This is a genomic window from Streptomyces sp. NPDC058008, assembly GCF_042886395.1.
Lineage (GTDB): Bacteria > Actinomycetota > Actinomycetes > Streptomycetales > Streptomycetaceae > Streptomyces.
In genome coordinates, this window is the sequence record NZ_JBHVQX010000012.1 from 192,085 (window position 1) to 210,914 (window position 18,830).

Consider the following 18,830-nt stretch of genomic DNA (forward strand, 5'->3'; position numbering starts at 1 on the left):
CGGGCCCGGGGGGGGGCGCGGGGCGGCGCCCGGCGCGGGCCCGGCCCCCGGGGGGGGGGGGGGGGCCCCCCCCCCCCCCCCACCACCCGCCGGTCCTGTCACTCCGTCACCCGTCCGCCGTCACACGCGCGTGCGTCGGCGGTCCGGCCTCGGGGAGGACTCAGTAGGCCGAGAAGACGTTGTCGATCGAGCCGTACTTGTCCGCGGCGTAGTTGCACGCGGCGGTGATGTTCGCGACCGGGTCGTAGCTGTCCATGGACGTACCGGGCACGTGGTAGGCCTGGAAGGTCGGGTCGATCACCTGGAGCAGGCCCTTGGACGGGATGCCCGCGGCGGCGTTGGAGTCCCAGTTGTTGATGGCCTGGGGGTTGCCCGAGGACTCGCGGATGATGTTGCGGTGGATGCCCTCGTAGGTGCCGGGGATGCCGTGCTCGGCCATGACGGCGAGCGACTCCTTGATCCAGCCGTCGAGGTCGTTCGTGTAGGTGACCGGCTCGGCGGCCGGAACGGCCTGGGCAGCGGGGACGGCGTCCTCGGCTATGGAGGTTCCGGCCCGCTCCGAACGGTCGGCGCGGTCGGCGCTTCCCTCGGCGCGGTCGGACGAGGCGGAGGCCTTGGATTCGGCCTTCCCGGCCTTGTCCGCGGACTTGTTCTCGGCCTTGGCGCCGATGGTCAGCTTCAGGCCCGGGTGAATCAGGTCCGGATTTCCGCCGACAGCCTTCTGGTTGTCCTCGTACAGAGCCTTCCAGCCACCGCTGACGGAATGCTCGCGTGCGATCTTGGCGAGGGTGTCACCCAAGATCACGGAATAGGTCGCGGACTCGGACTTCTGCGCGGCAATTCCCTTGCCGGTCACGGCAGTAGACGTCGCCGCCTTTTCGACGGCGACCGGCTGGGCCGGGGCCGCGAAGGCGCTCGTCGCGCCGATCACGGGGAGGGCCAGAGCGGCTCCGCCGGTGCTCACGGCGATGATGCCGCGGGTCAGCGAACGGGTCCTGAAGCTACGGTGCTTACCGTTTTCGGGCATGCTGAATTCCTCTCCGTCGCCTGCGAAGTGAGCTGTCGGGTTCGAGCTGGAGATGCCCGGCCGCATACGAATGCGACTTCACCCCGAGCCGCTCCGGATACCGGATCGGCACTTACCTGGGTCCCCCGCTCCTGCCGTACGAGAAGTGGTCGGGTAACCGGGCGGCGGCAGGATTCGGCGTTCCGCCCGGAGTGATGGTGACCGTAGGCGAGAAATAGGGAAAGGAACAAGCCTGCTTCGGTGATCACAATTCATTCGCAAGATCAATTCACGGGAATTCATGTAATCCACCCCACACCGCGCCGCTCGCCCCTCTTGGCGCAGAAGGGAACCGGCCTCCGCATCCGGGCGTCCGGTCCACATAAGGTGACCCTGGTCACGGAGTCCGATTCGGGCGATTTGCTCCAGCGCGAAGGGGCTCAGGTCACACGAAATGGCCTTTTATGGATTACGGGATTAAATTCCAAAAGCGCCCTAAAACGGGCATAAGGGCCATGTGGTGGGTGCTCAGGCATACCCGGAGGGCCCACGTGGAACCGATCCGCCCATGACTGAGAGCCCGCACCACCCGGCCCCACGGATCACCGTGCTGCCCGTGCAGCCCGGGGACCCGCCCTTCCGCACCGTGGAGATCGACGGCGAGGTCATCGGGAACGCGACCGCGATGACGGACGTGCTGATCGCCGCCGCGACGGTGGGGATCATCGTCCATGACCTCGACGACCCGGCCTCGGTCCGGTGGGTGGGCGGCGGCAAGCTCAGCTGGAAGCCGCACTGAGACGGCCGGACGGGCCGGGAGGCGCCCCAGGCCATAGGCCCTTGAGCACGTGAGGTGCGCCGTCCTGCTGCGGGGCGACGGCGGGGGCAGGACGACGGCTGGGGGCAGGGCGGGGCGACGGCTGAGGGCGGGGCGAGCCCGGGAAGGGGGGCCCGCCTCGGTGTCCGTGCCGCGCGAGAGGTGTCCGTACACCGGCCTCGGTCGTACCGTCCTGCCCTCGACCCCCGAGGAAGGGGCAGGGCCCGGATCACGCCGTGCACGGGGCGGGGCGGGGCGCGTGGGCCGCCACGAGCGGGCGCGGCTCCGCTACGGCCAGCCCCGGGGCCTCAGCGGCACAGCACCCGTCCCGGACATGCGAGAAGTGCCCCACGGCGAGAGGGTCGCGGCCGGTCCTCCGTGACCGCATCCCCTGCCGTGAGGCACTTCCGGGCTCCTGCGCAGACCCCTTCGCCCGGATGCCGCAGACCGTGCCGTACCCGGGCTCGGGACCTGATCACCCGCCTGAGGCGGGGGCCGGACGGTCCGCGCCACCACGGGCCGGCACCGCCCCGTCCCGTAGGAGGTGCGGTCGGGCGTGGACCGGCGCGGCTCGCGGCCCCCGCCCGACCCGTGCGTCAGCCCTGGATACGGATGGCGAGTGCCGGACAGACGGCAGCGGCCTGCTGGACGTCGTCCGCCCGGGCCTGGTCCGGCTCGGCGTCGAGCAGTACGGCGATGCCGTCGTCGTCCTGGTCGAAGACGTCGTCGGCGGCGATCACGCACTGCCCGGACGCCACGCACTTGTCCTGGTCGAGGATCACCTTCATGAGCACTCCTTCGTGGTCGGTGTCACTGCGGGGCGGATGAGGGGACGAGGGGTCACCAGGCCACCGGAAGGGCGTGCACGCCGTAGACGGACACGTCGTGCTTGAACGACAGCTCCTCCAGGGGCGCGTCCAGCCGGAGGGTGGGGATGCGCCGGTAGAGCGTGCTGTAGACGACCTGTAGTTCCATGCGGGCCAGCGGCTGCCCCAGGCACTGGTGCACGCCGAAGCCGAAGGCGACGTGGCGCCGTGCGTCACGCCGGAGGTCGAGCCGGTCCGGGTCGGCGAAGACCTCGGGGTCGCGGTTGCCGATGTCGTTGGGCACGATGATGCCCTCGCCGGCCCGGATGACCTCGCCCGCGATCTCGATGTCCTCCCGTGCCACACGGCGGCGGCCGGTGTGCGTGATGTTGAGGTAGCGCAGCAGTTCCTCCACCGCGCCGGCGACCGTTTTCGGGTCCTCGGTGTCGCGGAGCAGGGCGAGCTGGTCGGGGTTCTGGAGGAGGGCGAGGGTGCCCAGAGCGATCATGTTCGCCGTGGTCTCGTGTCCGGCGAGCAGCAGGAGCACGCCCATCTCGGCCGCTTCCCGGCGGGACAGCTCGCCCGCCTCGACCCGGGTGCCGAGTCCTGACAGCAGGTCGTCTGCGGGCCGGGCGATCTTGTGGCCCATCAGCTCGTCCAGATAGCCGATCAGCTTGTCGTGGGCCGCGTTCCGTTGCTCGGGGGGCAGGGTGCGGCTGATGAGGGCCCTGCTGTTCTCCTGGAAGAAGTCGTGGTCGCTGTAGGGCACTCCGAGCAGTGCGCAGATGACGAGCGACGGGACGGGCAGCGCGAACGTCTGGACGAGATCGGTCCGCGGAGGCCCGGACAGCATCTCGTCGATCAGTCCGTCCACGATCTTCTGGACGGCCGGCCGCAGCGCCTCGATCCGTTTGATCGTGAAGGGGGCGGTCACCATCCGCCGCTGCCGCGCGTGCTCGGGGTCGTCCATGAGGATGAAGCTGAAGGTCGAGCCCCGCAGCGGGGCGGGGCTGGGGTACCCGGGGCGGGTGATGTCGGCACTGACCCTCGGGTCGGCGAGGAGGGTGCGCTGATCGGCGTAGCGGGTCACCAGCCAGGGGGTGGAGCCGTCCCACAGCCGGACCTTCCTGAGCGGGCCCTGTTCCTGCTCGGCCTTCAGTGCGGGTGGCGGATCGAAGGGGCAGCCCGCCGCCCGGGACATCGGGAATTCCGGGGCCGACGTGCTCTGCGGACCTTCCGTACCTACCGTGCTGGTCATCGCTTCCTCACTTCGTCGTGCGGGTTGCTGACGTGCCGCCGGCCGTTGACAGGCGCGGGCGGTTTCGAGGGGTCGGTGAGCGGGGCCGCCGGTCCTGGCGGAGGGCGCCCGCGGTACGCCGGGGCAAACGGAGGCGAACGCCGTCCGCTGCTGTTGCGGCGGGTTGTCCGGCCGAGGTCGGGTGGCTACGGCGGCGGCGCGGAGCGCGGGGGCGCCGGAACGGAACCCGGCGGACCGGACCGCGTACGCGTCCAGGGTCCGCAGCCGGGCCGTTCCACGGCGTACGCGCAGGCCTGGCGGGGGCGGGAGGGAGTCATGGAGCCTCTGTCCGGGCTACGGCGGCCCGGGTCGAGGGGGCCGTCGATGCACCTGTGGGGGGATGGGCGTGGCGCGGAGGGGTCGTCAGCGGCAGGGTGTGACCGGCGCGGTCCACAGTCCGACGACCGCGTCGATCAGGCCGGTGGCGGTGTCGTGCCAGCTGGTGCGGGAGGTGGCGGTGTTCGCCGCGAGGGCCCGTTCACGCTCGGCACAGGTGTGCAGGACCAGGTTGCGCGCCATCGCGGCGCGCTCGATATGGACCTCGGGCGGCAGGTCGGGCAGGCAGAGGTTGAGCCCGTCGAGGGCCCGCAGCGTCGGCGGGCAGGCGAGCGACTCCTCGGCCATGATGTCCTGCAGCGCGGGGTCGGTCATGGCCTGGGCGCAGAACCGTGCGAACCAGGTGGGGCTGCCCAGCGTGGCCAGGTGCTCGGTGGTGGGCCGCACCAGGCAGGCCACCCACTCCGCTATGTCCGAGGGGTCCTGGATACCCGCGAGCTGACGCTCCCTGGCCTCCTCGATCTGCCGGCTGTGCTTCCGGGCGATCGCACGGACCAGGTCGGCCTTCGTGCCGAAGTGGTAGCCGACCGCGGCGTTGTTGCCCTGCCGCGCGGCCTCGCTGACCCGGCGGTTGGACACCGCGTAGACGCCGCGTTCGGCGAAGAGCCGCTCGGCGGCGCGCAGGATCCGCTCCCTGGTCTCGCTGACCTGCTCGGCCCGCACCGTGCGCTCCATCAGCCGGCTCCTCGCTCGAAGGCGTCTCGGGATACAGGCAATCGCTCACCATCCATTGAGTCAAGCAACTGATTTAAGAATGGCCGAGATGATCGCACCCCCCTTGCAGCACACCCGCCCGCCGCCTGTGGAACCCCTGCCACCTGCGGTGATCGGCATGCGGGCGGGGCGGATCCGCTTCCGGCCGGCGCCGCCGCGTGCACTCGCGCGGGCCTGGCGAGCGGGGTGCCGGGCGCGGCCGACGGCGCGGGGTTGGCGCGAATCCGGCGGGGCGTCACCCCGTCGCCGCGCGTGTCGTCGTCCCGTCGTACGCGGCTTCGGCGATGCCGCCGCCGGTATGCTCGCCCTCACCGTCCACGGGCGCGGAGAGCACCATCGCCAGCATCGCGCGGCAGGTCGCACCAGCAAGGCGATACGCCTGAAAACATTGCACATGCCAGACCTTTTTACGTATCATGCCGCACATGCAGCTCTATACCATCGGGCAGGCGGCACGTCTTCTCGGCGTCAGCCCTGACACCGCCCGCCGCTGGGCGGACGCCGGGCGGGTCGCCACCCGGCGTGACGAGAGCGGGCGCCGGCTCATCGACGGCCGGGACCTGGCCGCGTTCTCCGTCGAGGTCGCCCAGACGGGGCCGGGCGAGGAGGAGACTCCGTACACCTCGGCGCGCAACGCCTTCGCCGGCATCGTCACCGCGGTGAAGCTCGGTGACGTCGCCGCGCAGGTCGAGATCCAGGCCGGACCGCACCGCCTCGTGTCGCTGCTGACCCGGGAGGCCGTCGAGGAGCTGGGGCTGGAGGTCGGCATGCAGGCCACGGCCCGTGTGAAGTCGACCAGCGTGCACATCGACCGCACCTGACGCGCCGCCGGACACCGGGGAGGTCACAGCCGGGGGCACGGACGACGGCGGGCTCCCCGGCCCCGGTCCGGTCCACGGCGTACGACGGGCGGACGACCGGCGGCAGGCAACGGGCGACAGGCGGATCCCGTCGGGGGCGGCGTCGGTCAGTCCATCAGTCCGGCGGCGACCGTCGCTCCCAGTTCCCAGCACGCCTCGGTGTCGGCCCTGCCCGGTTCGCCGGTGACGCCCACCGCGTCGGCCACGCGGCGCCATCCGAGGCCCGTCGTGATCGTCTCGATGCCGCGTACGGCTCCGGTGACGTCGTTGCCGCCGTGCACGTAGTAGCCGAACGGCCGGCCCTTCGTCGTGTCCAGGCACGGGTAGTAGACCTGGTCGAAGAAGTGCTTCAGGGCGCCGGACATGTACCCGAGGTTGGCCGGGGTGCCGAGCAGATAGCCGTCGGCGGCGAGTACGTCGGACGCCGTGGCGGAGAGCGCGGCCCGCCTCACGACGCGTACGCCTTCGATGTCCTCCGCCGTCGCGCCGGAGACGACCGCCTCGAACAGCGCCTGGCAGTTGGGGGACGGTGTGTGATGGACGATCAGCAGGGTGGCCACACCTCCGAACCCTGCCGCTCCCGTCCGCCGGACGCAAACCCGGCTTCCCGGGGGCGTCGGGGCACGCGCCTCGGCCCCGCGTCCGGGCGGGGAACGCGGGGCCGGGGGCGCGCCGTCTCAGCCGATGGGGCGGAATCCGCGCAGGCGGAGGCTGTTGCCGACGACGAAGACCGACGAGAAGGCCATGGCAGCCCCGGCGATCATCGGGTTGAGCAGACCGGCCGCGGCGAGCGGGATGGCCGCGACGTTGTAGGCGAAGGCCCAGAACAGATTCGACCGGATCGTGCCCAGCGTCCGGCGGGCGAGCCGGATCGCGTCGGCGGCCACCCGCAGGTCGCCACGGACGAGCGTCAGGTCGCCTGCCTCGATGGCGGCGTCCGTGCCGGTCCCCATGGACAGGCCCAGGTCCGCCTGGGCGAGTGCGGCGGCGTCGTTGACGCCGTCGCCGACCATGGCGACGCTGCGCCCCTCGGCCTGGAGCTTCCTGACGACCTCGGCCTTGTCCTGCGGCATGACCTCGGCGATGACCTCGTCGATGCCGACCTGGGCCGCGACGGATTCGGCGACCAACCGGTTGTCCCCGGTGAGCAGGACGGGGGTGAGTCCGAGTGCGCGCAGCCGCCGGACCGCTTCGGCGCTGGTCTCCTTGACGGCGTCGGCGACCTCCAGGACCGCGCGGGCCTCGCCGTCCCAGGCGACCGTGATGACGGTCCTCCCCTCCTTCTCGGCCGCGTCCTTGGCGGCCCTGAGCTCCTCGGGAAGCCCGATGGACCATGCGTCCAGCAGCTTCTCGCGGCCGACGAGCACGGCGCGGCCCTCCACGACGCCCTGGACACCGAGACCGGGAACGTTGGTGAAGTCCTCGGGGGCGGGCAGCGGGCCCGCCTTCGTCGCGGCGCCCTCCGCGACGGCCCGGGCGATCGGGTGTTCGGAGGAGTGTTCCAGTGCACCCGCGAGGCGCAGCACTTCGGTCTCGTCCGTGGAGCCGGCGGTGTGCACCTTCAGCAGGGTCATGCGCCCCGTGGTGACGGTGCCGGTCTTGTCCAGGAGGATCGTGTCGGCCCTGCGGGTGTTCTCCAGGACCTCCGGTCCCTTGATGAGGATGCCGAGCTGGGCCCCGCGCCCGGTGCCGACCAGGAGGGCGGTGGGTGTGGCCAGGCCGAGCGCGCAGGGGCAGGCGATGATCAGCACGGCGACGGCGGCGGTGAAGGCGGCGGTCGGTCCGGCGCCCGAGCCGAGCCAGATGCCGAGCGTCGCGAGGGCCAGCACGATGACCACCGGTACGAACACGGCGGAGATGCGGTCGGCGAGGCGCTGGGCGGCGGCCTTGCCGTTCTGGGCCTCCTCCACGAGTGCGGCGGTCCGGGCCAGCTGGGTGTCGGCGCCGACCCTGGTGGCCTCGACGACGAGACGGCCGCCGGCGTTGAGGGTCGCGCCCGTGACGGAGTCACCGGCGGCCACCTCGATGGGCACGGACTCGCCGGTGAGGGCCGACACGTCGACGGCGGACGAACCCTCCACCACGGTCCCGTCCGTGGCGATCTTCTCCCCCGGGCGGACCAGGAAGCGGTCCCCCACCTGGAGGGCGGCGGTGGGCAGGGTGGTCTCCCGGCCCTCGCGGAGCACGGTGACCTCCTTGGCGCCCAGTTCCATGAGCGCCCTGAGCGCGGCACCCGCCTTGCGCTTGGAGCGGGCCTCGAAGTAGCGGCCGGCCAGGATGAAGGCCGTGACACCGGCGGCGGCCTCCAGGTAGATGTTCCCGGACCCGTCACTGCGGCCGATCGTGAACTCGAAGGGATGCGTCATGCCCGGCATCCCCGCCGTCCCGAAGAAGAGCGCCCACAACGACCACAGGAACGCGGCCGACGTCCCGAGCGAGATCAGGGTGTCCATGGTGGCCGCGCCGTGCCGGGCGTTGGTCCAGGCCGCGCGGTGGAAGGGCCAGGCCGCGTACGTGACGACCGGCGCGGCGAGCGTGAGGGAGAGCCACTGCCAGTACTCGAACTGGAGGGCCGGGATCATCGCCATCGCGATGACCGGCGCGGCGAGCAGGACCGCGGTGACGAGCCGCTGGCGCAGGGACGTCAGCTCGGCGTCGGGGCGTTCGTCCTCGCCGCGGCCGTCGGCGGTCGCGTCGGGGGCGCCCGGTTCGGGGCGGGGCGGGGCCGGCCGCCGGGCCGTGTAGCCGGTGGCTTCGACCGTGGCGATCAGGTCGTCGACCGAGACGTCCTCGGCGAAGGCGACCCGCGCCTTCTCGGTGGCGTAGTTGACGGTGGCCTCGACCCCCTCCATGCGGTTGAGCTTCTTCTCGACCCGGGCCGCGCACGAGGCGCAGGTCATGCCGCCGATGGCGAGCTCGACCCGGGCGGCGCCCGGTGTGGTGGCAGTCATTTCCCGCTCCTCCTCAGATCGGTGCCAGCATACCCCTCACGGGTATCCCTTCCCCGTCCAGGTATACCCCCCACCCGTATGCATGGCAAGTCTCGGCGACCTACGAATTCATACCCCAGGGGGGTATGAATTCGGGCGTCTGGAGCCACCCGGGCCCTCTGTTCGGAGGATGCGGGACCAGGGGACGGCGGGCACGGGGACGACGGCGGGCACGGGGAGGCGGCCCCTTCGGCGGCGACCGCGGCACCTCCCGCTAGAGCGAGGCGAGCCGCGCGAGCGTCCCTTCCAGTTCCTCGCGCAGCACACGGGCCGCCGCGTCGCTGTCCCCGCGCACGACGGCGTCCACCAGCGCGGCATGTCGCTCATCGCCGTGATTCGGGTCCCCGGAGCGCAGGCCGAGCAGTTCGAGCATGTCGACCAGCCCCCGGCGCAGCGTGGGGACGAACGCGGTGAACAGTGCCGAGAGCACGGGGTTGTGCGCGGCGGCGACCACGGCGGTGTGCAGGGCGATGTCGGCGTCGACGAAGGCGGCGTCGTCGTCGCCCGCGGCGGCCCGGCGTCCGGCCAGGGCCTCGGCGAGCGCCGCGAGGTCCTCGTCCGTCCGGCGCCGTGCGGCCAGTCGCGCGGCCTCGATCTCGATGCCGGTGCGCACCTCGTAGACGTCGGTGACGGCCGCGCGGCGCAGCTGTGTGCTCCAGTCCTCCTCGGGCTCGGCGGCGATGACGAAGACTCCGGCTCCCTGCCGTGCCCGCACCAGCCCCGCCCCGGCGAGTGCGCGCAGCGCCTCACGGACCGTGGACCTCCCCACGCCCAGGGTCGCGGCCAGTGTCGTCTCTCCGGGGAGTTTCGTGCCCACGGGCCAGGCGCCCCCGGTGATCTGTTCGCGCAGGTGCCCGGTGGCCTGCTCGACCAGGGGTGAGGGTCTCAGGGGGCCCAGCGGCATGGGTGTCCACTCCTCGGCGCAGTCCTCAGGTTGTCTGAGGAGTTGATGCCCGCTACCGTACCGGCATGCTGCGGAACGAGCTCCTTCTCCTCGTCCGCCGCTGCGGGACCTGACACACGGCTGACCGGCCCCCGCAGCGGGTGTCGGGCTGTGCCGGTCATCCGATGGCTGACCGAAAGCGGTTCTCCCGCGATGACACCCTTCTCCTCCCGCACCGGGCCGTTCCCGGACGCGCGCTCCTGGCCGAACGGCCTCCCGGCGGGCGCGCCGGCCCGGGACCCAGGGCTCCGGCGCCCGGGCGCGATGCCGCACGACGGGGCGGCACCACTCCGGGCCGGCCGCTCCGGACTCCCGCGCCGTCCCGTACCTGTCCCCCCGCGGGTGCCCCTGGGCCTGCGGGCCTGCGGCCGGGCACCGGCCGGCACCGGCCGGAGCGGAGCGTGAGCCCGGTGACGGAGTCGCCACCGGTGCTCCGCGTACGCGAGGTGGACCTCGTACGCGACGGGAACCCGATCCTGAGCGAGGTGTCGCTGACCGTGCGGGCCGGCGAGCACTGGGCGCTGCTCGGCGCGAACGGCGCGGGCAAGAGCACGCTGCTCAGCCTTCTCGGAGCTCTCGCCCATCCCACCCGCGGCAGGGTCGAGGTCCTGGGCCACGAGCTGGGGCGCGTCGACCTGCGCCAGCTGCGCACGTACGTCGGTCATGTCGACCCGCGCCACGCCCTGCGCTCACCGCTGAGGGTGCGGGACGTCGTCCTGACGGGGCTGACCAACAGCATCGAGCCCCTGCCCCGCTGGACGCCGACGGCCGGACAACTGGACCTGGCCGACAGCCTCATCGCCCTGCTCGGCCTCGCCGGGCGGCGGGAGGCGCGGTGGCCGACCCTGTCCCAGGGCGAACGGGGCCGGGCCCTGATCGCGCGGGCGCTCATGCCCCGGCCCCGGCTGCTGCTCCTGGACGAACCGGCGACCGGTCTGGACGTCGCGGGCCGTGAGCAGCTGATCGAGCGGCTCGACACCCTTCAGCGGAGTTCGCCGGAGCTCGCGTCGGTCCTGGTCACGCACCATCTGGAGGAGCTTCCTCCGGGAACGACGCATGTGATGCTGCTGCGTGACGGGCGGTGCCTGGCCTCGGGTCCTGTCGACGAGGTGCTGACCGGCGAGCGGATCAGCACGTGTTTCGACCACCCGGTGCGCCTCAGCCGCTTCGAGGGCAGGTGGAGCGTGCGGACGGACCGCCGTCCCGGCTGACGGCTCCGGCCGGCGCACGCGTCCGGAACGTGTCGAGGGTGTGCCTGACGAAGCGCCGGACGTCCGGGGTCGTCCGGTCCTTCGGCCAGACCAGCCGCAGGGGCACGGCGGGCCCGTCCTCCAGCCGGGTGCTGACGGTTCCCTCCGGCGGTCCGGCGCCGTCCGGCGGCAGGCCCGCGAGCGCGACCGCCTGCCCGAGCCGGACCACCGCCAGCATCTGCAGACCGTCGCTCACCCGGGGCCCCGGTGTGCCGGGCAGTCCGTCCGGCCAGAGGCCGGGGTCGCTGAGCCGGCCGCCCGGACCCTGCCAGTCGAGCAGGGGTTCACCGGCGAGGTCGGCGACGCGCAGGGGGTCCGTACCCGCCAGCCGGTGCCGGGCGCCCATCAGCACGCGGACGCCTTCGCGGCGCAGCACCACACCGTTCAGTCCGTGCTCGCGCAGCGGGGCGCGGACGAGGGCGATGTCCGCCTGCCCCGACCGCAGCCGGGCGAGGTGGTCGTCGACGGTGCCGACGGCCATCCGGACGGGGTTCGGCGGGCCCGCTTCGTTGTACGACCGGATCATCGCGTCGAGCAGGTCCGCGTCGCAGCCGGGTCCGGTGACCGTCACGGCGGCCTGCTGCTCGGCGGCCCGGCGTACCCGCGAGGTCACGTTGCCCGCCTGGGCCAGCAGTGATCTGCCCTCCTCGAGCATCGCCCGACCGGCGGCGGTGAGTGTGACGCCCTTCGGGGTGCGCAGCAGCAGTGTGGCGCCGACGGCCTTCTCCAGGGCCAGGACCGCCCGGGAGAGCGCGGGCTGCGTCATCGTCAGGCGTTGCGCGGCGCGGGTGAAGTTGCCTTCCTCCGCCACGGCGATGAAGTAGTGGACCTGCCGGATCTCCACGTCACCCATGGACGCATCCTCCCATCTGCGGCCATGCCGGTGCGGCATCGGGCCATGCCGGACCGGAACTTCCCTGACCGGCAACGGACTTGTCTCCTTGGGGCACGGACGGGGCGCACCGCCCCGGACGGACGTAGGACAGGAGCACAGCATGAGCGAGCACGCCCCGAGGGCAGTGGTGACCGCCGGGACCGGAGGCATAGGCCTGGAGACCGCCCTGGGACTGGCGCGTCAGGGATGGGACGTCACGCTCGTCGGGCGGGACGCGGCCCGGGGGGAGGCGGCGGTGTCCCGCGTCGACGGGGCGGCCGGGCGCCGCGCGGGGCGCTTCGTCCGTGCGGACCTGTCCTCGCTGGCGGAGACCCGGCGGCTGGGAGAGCGGCTCGCCGGTGAGGGCGGCCTGGGCCTTCTGGTGAACAACGTGGGCGGCATGTGGACCGAGCGGTGGGAGGGCCCGGAGGGCATCGAGGGGAGCGTCGTGCTCAACCACCTCTCCCCGTACGTCCTCACCGAGGCGCTGCTCGACCCGCTCGCCGCAGCCGCTCCGAGCCGCGTCGTGAACGTCACCTCGGGTGCCGTCGCCGCGGCGCAGGCCGTGTTCGACGACGCCGAACCGCCGGGCCCGCACTACGGTCTGGCGGCGACGGGGCGGGCCAAGCTGGCTCATCTCGCCCATACCGTCGAGCTCGCCGCGCGCCTCCGGCCCCGGGGCGTCTCCGTCCTGGCCGCCGACCCCGGTGCCGCGGCGACCGCCAACGCGGCGGAGATGACGATGGACATCCTCCCTCCGCCGATGCGGCCCCACTGGGAGCTGATCCTGAAGGGCGTCTCGGCTCCGGTCGCGTCGGCCGCGAGGGCTCCCCTGGCGGCCGCCACCGACCCGGCGCTGGAAGGCCGCACCGGCGTGGTCGTCGGGCCGGAGGGGACCCTGGACGACACACTCCTCGCCTTCGTCACCCCGGAACTCACCGAGGCGGTACGCGGCTGGACGGCGAAGCTCCTCGCGGCGGCGGGCCGCTCGTCCTGACCGGCGGCGGGCCGCGCGCACGGTGGTCCTGCCCGGCCCGCGCGGCCCGCCGGCCCCGGTCGTCCGCGCGGCCCGTGGCCCGTTCGTCCCGACCCGTCCGCGTCCGCCGCCGCGCCGCCCGCGACGGACGGGGCCTACCGCACGAGGGAGGGCCGTTTGGGGTCGAACGTCCAGCCGGGTACCAGGTACCGCATGGCGGCGGTGTCGTCCCGTGCCCCCAGTGCCTTCTCGCGGTACAGCTCGTGGGCGGCGTGGAGGCGGTCCATGTCGATCTCGACGCCCAGGCCGGGGGCGTCGGGGACGGCGATCTCACCGCCGGTGATGCGCGGCGGTTCGAGGGTGAGCCGCTCCAGTCCCTCCTGCCAGATCCAGTGCGTGTCCAGGGCGTTGTACTCGCCGGGGGCCGCGGCACCGCAGTGCGTGATCATGGCGAGCGAGATGTCGAAGTGGTTGTTGGAGTGGCAGCCCCAGGTCAGGCCCATGTCGTTGCACAGCTGGGCGACGCGCACCGAGCCCCGCATGGTCCAGAAGTGCGGGTCGGCCAGCGGGATGGACACCGACCGGAGTGCCAGGGCGTGGGTCAGCTGCCGCCAGTCCGTGGCGATCATGTTGGTCGCGGTCGGGAGTCCCGTCGCGCGGCGGAACTCGGCGAGGATCTCGCGTCCCGAGTAGCCGTCCTCCGCCCCGCAGGGGTCCTCGGCGTAGGCCAGCGTGCCCACCAGCGGGGCGCACAGCTCGACCGCCTCGCGCAGCGACCAGGCGCCGTTGGGGTCCAGGGTGATGCGCGCCGCGGGGAAGCGTTCCTTGAGCGCGCGTACCGCCTGGACCTCCTCGGCGCCCGCGAGCACCCCGCCCTTGAGCTTGAAGTCCCGGAAGCCGTAGAGGTCGTGGGCTGCCTCGGCCTGGCGGACGATCGCGTCGGGGGTGAGGGCCTCCTCGTGCCGGATGCGGTACCAGTCGACGCCGGACCCGGGTTCGCGGACGTACTCCAGGTCGGTCCGGTCCGGGTCGCCGACGTGGAAGAGGTAGCCCAGCACCCGTACGGAACCGCGTTGCAGGCCGTCCCCCAGCAGGGCCGCGACCGGTACGTCGAGGTGCTGGCCCAGCAGGTCGAGCAGGGCCGACTCGACGGCCGTGACGGCGTGCACCGTGGTCCGCAGGTCGTAGGTCTGGGCGCCGCGTCCGCCCGGGTCGCGGTCCGCGAACCGGCTTCCGATCTCGCGCAGGACGCGCTGGTAGTCGCCCACCTTCGCGCCGACGACCAGGGACGCGGAGTCCCGCAGGGTCCGGGTGATCCTCTCGCCTCCGGGCACCTCCCCCAGTCCCGTACGGCCGTCGGAGTCCGTGAGCACGACGATGTTGCGGGTGAAGAAGGGGCCGTGGGCGCCGGAGAGGTTCAGCTCCATGCAGTCGCGGCCCGCGACGGGGTAGACGGCGAAGTGGGTGACGGTCGGCTGGTTCATGCGGTCGGGTTCCTCGGGTGCGGGGGCGGGCGGGGGAAGGCGGGACCGGGGCGGGGTCAGAGGCCGATGACGTCGAGGGTCCACTCGGCCGCCAGCACGCCGCCGAGGCCGAGGACCGCGAGCACGGTCGTGTAGCCGGTCCTGACCTTGATCGCCTGGATGACGGAGAGGTTGAAGTACTCCTTGAACAGCCAGAACCCGGGGTCGTTGACGTGCGAGAAGGCGATCGATCCGCACGAGACGGCGAGCACCATCATCTCGGGGTGGGCTCCGCTGCCCGCCAGGAGCGGGAGCACCACGCCGGAGGCGGTGACCACGGCGACCGTCGCCGAACCGAGCGCGATGCGCAGGATGGCGGCGATGAGCCAGGCCAGGATGATCGGCGAGACCGGCCAGTCCCCGGTGATGTCCTTGATGTAGTCGGATATCCCGCCCTCGACGAGGACGTTCTTGAAGGCTCCGCCCGCGCCGATGACGAGGAGGATCATCGCCATCGCCCGGGCCGCGGAGGCGCAGGACGCGCTGACGTCGGCGAGGCTGCGGCCGATCCGCGGTCCGAACGCCCAGGCCGCGAGGAGCAGGGCCAGCAGGAGCGCGATCGGCGCCGAGCCGATGAAGGCCACCGCGTGCAGGGCGGGGCTCTCGCCGGAGGCGGCCATGTCGACCACGGCCGCGCCGGCGATCAGTACCACCGGGAAGAGGGCCACGCACAGCGACCAGCCGAGGCCGGGCATCTCCTCGTCGGTGAACTCGCGTTCGCTGACCAGGTCCTTGGGCATGGAGGGATTCATCGCCCGGACGAACGGCAGACGCGGCCACAGGAGCGCGACGAGCGCACCGGCGGGCACGGCGATGAAGAGGCCGTAGAACAGGGTGTGGCCGACGGAGGCGTGGAAGGTCGCGGCCACGGCGGTGGGTCCCGGGTGCGGCGGAAGGAAGCTGTGCATCGTGGACAGGGAGATCGACATCGGCAGGCCGACCCAGAGCAGGTTCACCCCGGTGACCCGCACGAGGGTGAACGCGATGGGCACGATGATGATGAAGGCGACCTCGTAGAACATGGTCACGCCGATGAGCATCGACGTGACCACCATGGCCAGTTGGACCCCGCGCGGCCCGAAGGCGTCGAGCAGCCTGCCGGCGATCCGCTGGGCCGCTCCCGAGTCGCCCATGATCCGGCCGACCATCGCACCGAGGCCGATGGTGAGCATGGTGTCGCCGACCTGGTCCCCGATGCCCGCCGAGAGGATGTCGGGGATCTCGACCGCCGGGATGCCCCGCACCAGTGCCACGCCTACGGCCACGAGCAACAGGGCGGCGAAGCCGTTGAGTTTCATACGGGTCATCAGGAGCAGCAGCACCAGAACGCTGATCCCGACCACGACGAGCGGCATGTCGGTTCCCCTTCGAACTGTCGGACGGCCGGACCCGGACTGCTGCTGCGGGGCCGGGCGGCTGTCGAACCGCGCTGCCGGCGCCCGCACCCGGGCGGGGGCCGTCGGCCTGGACGGTGGGGGCACGGCCCGGACGACGCGGATGAACCGCCACGGAACCCCATCCCCATATGCAGATGGCGTGCATGTATGAGAACGGAGGCTAGGCGGCTGAACGCGGCGCGGTCAATGGGTGCGACAGCGCCGATTTAGGATGTGGACATGTCGGAGAACAGCGGGGTCCGCGGGGTGAAGTCGGCTTCCCGTACCGTCGCGCTGCTGGAACTCCTGGCCGCCCGCGGCGACCGGCCGGCCCGCCTGGACGAACTCGCCGAGGAACTGGGCGTACCGCGCAGCAGCATGTACCAACTGCTGCGCACCCTGGTCGACTGCGGCTGGGTGCGCACCGACACGACGGGCTCCCTGTACGGCATCGGCATCCGCGCCCTGCACACGGGGACCAGCTATCTGGACAGCGACCCGCATGTGCGCGCCGCCCGCCCCTGTCTCGACGAGGCCTCGGACGCGCTCGGCGAGACCATCCATCTGGCCCGGCTGGACGGCGCCCACGTCGTCTATCTGGCGACGCGCGAGTCCCACGAGTACGTACGCACCCTCAGCCGGGTCGGCCGCCGTATCCCGGCCCACGCCGGGGCGCTCGGCAAAGCCCTGCTCGCCGAGCGCCCCGACGATCAGCTTCCGCTCCCCGAGGGGCCTCTGACGCCCCGTACGGAGAACACGCACACCGGACGCGCCACGCTGCTGGCCGACCTCGCCGAGGTGCGCGAGCGCGGCTACGCGATCGACCGCGAGGAGACGGTGACGGGCATCGCGGGCTTCGGCTTCGCCCTGCGCTACACCTCACCCGCCACCGACGCCATCAGCTGTTCGGTGCCGGTGGAACGGCTCAGCGCGGAGCACGAGGCCCGGGTCGTCGCGGTCATGCGGGAGATCCGGACGAAGATCGAGAGCGTCCTGTCCCCCGTGTCCGGCGCACCCGACTGGCGCTGATCCGCCGGGAGTCCCGGCCGGCCCGGCCCCTCACCCACCACCCGGACGCCCGCCGCCCCGGCACCTCACCGGGGGTCAGCCGCGCGGCACGTCGAGCGCGTCCAGCAGCCGGTCGACGTCCTCGTCGCAGGTGTAGGGCGCGAGACCGACCCGTACGCCGCCCTCCTCACCCAGTCCCAGCCGCCGCGACGCCTCGTACGCGTAGAAGGATCCGGCCGGTGCGTCCACGCCGCGTTCGGCGAGCTGCCGGGAGACGTCCCCGGGGCTCCTGCCCGCCACCGTGAACAGCGTGGTCGGGGTGCGCAGCGCCGCACGGGAGTACACCGTGACGCCGTCCAGCCGCGCCAGGCCCTCCTCGATGCGCCGGCGCAGCCGGTCCTCGTGCGCGGTGAGTGCCGCGAACGCGCGCACCAGACGCTCCCGCCGGCTGCCTTCACCGGGCGCGAGGCCGGCGAGGAAGTCCACGGCGGCCGTCGCGCCCGCCAGCAGCTCGTAGGGCAGGGTGCCCAGTTCGAACCGCTCGGGCACGGCGTCGCTGGACGGGAGCAGTTTGTCGGGCCGCAGGCTGTGGAGCAGTTCGGCCCTGCCGGTCAGGACGCCGAGGTGCGGTCCGAGGAATTTGTACGGCGAGCAGACCAGGGTGTCCGCGCCCAGCGCGGCCAGGTCGACCGAGGCGTGCGAGGCGTAGTGCACCGCGTCGACGTGGAGGAGCGCGCCGGCCCGGTGCGCCAGTTCCGCGAGGGCCGGGACGTCGGGGCGCGTACCGATGAGGTTGGAGGCGGCGGTGACGGCGACGAGCCGGGTACGGCCGGACAGCACGGCCTCGACGTGCCCGGCGCCGAGTTCCCCTGTCGCGGGGTCGAAGTCGGCCCACCGGACCGTCGCCCCCACGGCCTCGGCGGCCTGCACCCAGGGGCGGACGTTGGAGTCGTGGTCCAGCCGGGACACCACCACCTCGTCCCCCGGACCCCAGTCCTTGGCCAGGGTGCGCGCCAGGTCGTAGACGAGTTGCGTGGCGCTGCGCCCGAACACCACCGACCCGGGCCCGGAACCGAGCAGGTCGGCCAGCGCCTGCCGTGCGCCGGTCACGATCGTCTCGGCGTTGCGCGCGCCCTCCGTGAGCGCTCCACGGTTCGCCAGCGGGCGGGTGAGGGCGTCGGCGATCGCGTCGATGACCTGCTGGGGCGTCTGGGTGCCGCCCGGCGCGTCGAAGCGGGCGGTCCCCGCCTTCAGCGCCGGGAAGCAGGAACGGATCGCCTGCGCGTCGAGGGTGTGGCCGTTGTCGCTGCTCAAGGGATACTCCGGGAGGGGGAGGGCGGGCGGACGGAGTCGCGGTGGCCCGGCGGGCGCGCTCCTTCGCCCGGGTCGCGGGTAGCCGGCCACCCTGGAGCGAACGCCGAGCCGCACCGGGGACTCCCGGCACATGATGGCAGCACCGGCCGGATCGGCTGCCGGCGCGAAGAGGCCGTTCCGGACGGGCCGTTCCCGGAGCGCGGCACCCACCCGGCGTCCCGGTGCCCGCAGGGCGCCTCACCCCCCGCGTCACGGTCGCCGTCGCCGTCGCCGGGGTGCGCGTACGGTTCTCCGCCGTGCTCTGCGATCCGCACCGCGCCCCCTCCGGACGGCTGGTCGGCCGGGCGGCGAGAGCCCTGGCGCGCCCGGCCGACCACGGGACCGGGGATGCCTGACGAGCGCCCGGGCGTCCGGCCTCGGTGCGCGGCCCGGACCGGGGCCGTCGCGTCCGACGGCGCCCGGTCCGGGAATCCGGCGGCAGGCCCGGGACCCGGCCTCACCGCCTCCTGCCGCTCCGTTCACCCCTGAGGGACCCCGGAGTCGAAGACCCGGGAGAGGCACCCCCGGAGGACCCGGCCGCACCCGGGTGGGCCCCCCGGGTGCGGCCGGTCCCCAGGGAGCGCCGCCGGGGGCCGGCCAGCCGCCGGGGGCCGGCGCCCAAAAACGACATGGTAACCAACTCGGCGCCCGTGGGGGGGCCCCGCCGTACCGTGTTTTAGGAGTGGGTGTTTTTAAGAGAG

At 72.9% G+C, this 18,830-nt stretch carries 18 protein-coding genes and 1 riboswitch; of the genes, 6 read left to right on the forward strand and 12 right to left on the reverse strand.

Annotated elements, in window-relative coordinates; genetic code table 11:
• Positions 1-160 precede the first annotated feature (160 nt).
• Positions 161-1,027: a transglycosylase SLT domain-containing protein gene (locus ACFVS9_RS14935; protein ID WP_383118378.1), complete on the reverse strand. Its 867-nt coding sequence runs from the start codon at positions 1,025-1,027 to the stop codon at positions 161-163.
• A 4-nt stretch (positions 1,028-1,031) separates the two neighbouring features.
• Positions 1,032-1,217, reverse strand: a riboswitch (cyclic di-AMP (ydaO/yuaA leader).
• Positions 1,218-1,574: 357 nt separating this feature from the next.
• Between ACFVS9_RS14935 and ACFVS9_RS14940 the strand changes: the two genes are divergently transcribed.
• Entirely contained in the window at positions 1,575-1,805 is a 231-nt protein-coding gene (locus tag ACFVS9_RS14940) for a hypothetical protein (RefSeq protein WP_389932345.1), read from the forward strand.
• A gap of 614 nt (positions 1,806-2,419) precedes the next feature.
• Here the strand turns inward: ACFVS9_RS14940 and ACFVS9_RS14945 are convergent.
• The 4 genes from ACFVS9_RS14945 to ACFVS9_RS14960 form a co-directional block, all read right to left on the reverse strand.
• Positions 2,420-2,611 (reverse strand): ferredoxin, encoded by a 192-nt coding sequence (locus ACFVS9_RS14945; protein ID WP_383118379.1) that lies wholly within the window; start codon positions 2,609-2,611, stop codon positions 2,420-2,422.
• Positions 2,612-2,663: 52 nt separating this feature from the next.
• Positions 2,664-3,887, reverse strand: coding sequence for a cytochrome P450 (locus ACFVS9_RS14950; protein ID WP_383118380.1), 1,224 nt, complete (start codon positions 3,885-3,887; stop codon positions 2,664-2,666).
• 402 nt (positions 3,888-4,289) lie between these two features.
• Positions 4,290-4,937, reverse strand: a complete 648-nt coding sequence (locus tag ACFVS9_RS14955; RefSeq protein WP_383118381.1) for a TetR/AcrR family transcriptional regulator — start codon at positions 4,935-4,937, stop codon at positions 4,290-4,292.
• 274 nt (positions 4,938-5,211) lie between these two features.
• Positions 5,212-5,394, reverse strand: a complete 183-nt coding sequence (locus tag ACFVS9_RS14960) for a hypothetical protein (RefSeq protein WP_389932350.1) — start codon at positions 5,392-5,394, stop codon at positions 5,212-5,214.
• A gap of 7 nt (positions 5,395-5,401) precedes the next feature.
• Between ACFVS9_RS14960 and ACFVS9_RS14965 the strand changes: the two genes are divergently transcribed.
• A complete protein-coding gene (locus ACFVS9_RS14965; protein WP_383118383.1) occupies positions 5,402-5,797 on the forward strand; it encodes a molybdopterin-binding protein in 396 nt (131 codons plus the stop codon).
• A 146-nt stretch (positions 5,798-5,943) separates the two neighbouring features.
• Here the strand turns inward: ACFVS9_RS14965 and ACFVS9_RS14970 are convergent, their stop codons facing one another.
• From ACFVS9_RS14970 to ACFVS9_RS14980, 3 genes are all read right to left on the reverse strand, one after another.
• The gene (locus tag ACFVS9_RS14970; RefSeq protein WP_389932353.1) at positions 5,944-6,396 is read right to left on the reverse strand and encodes a flavodoxin family protein; all 453 of its coding nucleotides are present in this window, start codon (positions 6,394-6,396) and stop codon (positions 5,944-5,946) included.
• Positions 6,397-6,513: 117 nt separating this feature from the next.
• Complete coding sequence (locus tag ACFVS9_RS14975; RefSeq protein ID WP_389932356.1) at positions 6,514-8,787, reverse strand: heavy metal translocating P-type ATPase; 2,274 nt, start codon at positions 8,785-8,787, stop codon at positions 6,514-6,516.
• A 253-nt stretch (positions 8,788-9,040) separates the two neighbouring features.
• Positions 9,041-9,730, reverse strand: a complete 690-nt coding sequence (locus ACFVS9_RS14980) for a FadR/GntR family transcriptional regulator (RefSeq protein ID WP_389932358.1) — start codon at positions 9,728-9,730, stop codon at positions 9,041-9,043.
• Positions 9,731-10,170: 440 nt separating this feature from the next.
• Between ACFVS9_RS14980 and ACFVS9_RS14985 the strand changes: the two genes are divergently transcribed.
• Positions 10,171-10,980 carry an ABC transporter ATP-binding protein gene (locus ACFVS9_RS14985; protein ID WP_383118387.1) on the forward strand — a complete coding sequence of 270 codons (810 nt, stop codon included), beginning with the start codon at positions 10,171-10,173 and terminating at the stop codon, positions 10,978-10,980.
• On the opposite strand, the gene ACFVS9_RS14990 is transcribed toward ACFVS9_RS14985, so the two are convergent.
• The gene (locus ACFVS9_RS14990; RefSeq protein ID WP_383118388.1) at positions 10,928-11,872 is read right to left on the reverse strand and encodes a LysR family transcriptional regulator; all 945 of its coding nucleotides are present in this window, start codon (positions 11,870-11,872) and stop codon (positions 10,928-10,930) included. The two genes, ACFVS9_RS14985 and ACFVS9_RS14990, sit on opposite strands and share 53 nt — an antisense overlap.
• A 142-nt stretch (positions 11,873-12,014) precedes the next feature.
• Here ACFVS9_RS14990 and ACFVS9_RS14995 point away from each other — a divergent pair, with 142 nt between their 5' ends.
• On the forward strand, positions 12,015-12,890 hold the full coding sequence (locus ACFVS9_RS14995) for an SDR family NAD(P)-dependent oxidoreductase (protein ID WP_389932362.1): 876 nt from the start codon (positions 12,015-12,017) through the stop codon (positions 12,888-12,890).
• A 134-nt stretch (positions 12,891-13,024) separates the two neighbouring features.
• Here the strand turns inward: ACFVS9_RS14995 and ACFVS9_RS15000 are convergent, their stop codons facing one another.
• Positions 13,025-14,353, reverse strand: coding sequence for an enolase C-terminal domain-like protein (locus tag ACFVS9_RS15000; RefSeq protein WP_389932363.1), 1,329 nt, complete (start codon positions 14,351-14,353; stop codon positions 13,025-13,027).
• A 56-nt stretch (positions 14,354-14,409) separates the two neighbouring features.
• Complete coding sequence (locus ACFVS9_RS15005; protein WP_389932364.1) at positions 14,410-15,873, reverse strand: gluconate:H+ symporter; 1,464 nt, start codon at positions 15,871-15,873, stop codon at positions 14,410-14,412.
• 135 nt (positions 15,874-16,008) lie between these two features.
• On the opposite strand from ACFVS9_RS15005, the gene ACFVS9_RS15010 reads away from it, so the two are divergent.
• Positions 16,009-16,797 (forward strand): IclR family transcriptional regulator, encoded by a 789-nt coding sequence (locus ACFVS9_RS15010; protein ID WP_389932366.1) that lies wholly within the window; start codon positions 16,009-16,011, stop codon positions 16,795-16,797.
• A 75-nt stretch (positions 16,798-16,872) separates the two neighbouring features.
• Here ACFVS9_RS15010 and ACFVS9_RS15015 read toward each other — a convergent pair whose 3' ends face one another.
• Positions 16,873-18,090, reverse strand: a complete 1,218-nt coding sequence (locus ACFVS9_RS15015) for a cysteine desulfurase-like protein (RefSeq protein ID WP_389932368.1) — start codon at positions 18,088-18,090, stop codon at positions 16,873-16,875.
• Positions 18,091-18,311: 221 nt separating this feature from the next.
• On the opposite strand from ACFVS9_RS15015, the gene ACFVS9_RS15020 reads away from it, so the two are divergent.
• Entirely contained in the window at positions 18,312-18,485 is a 174-nt protein-coding gene (locus ACFVS9_RS15020; protein WP_389932370.1) for a hypothetical protein, read from the forward strand.
• The last annotated feature ends 345 nt before the right edge of the window (positions 18,486-18,830 follow it).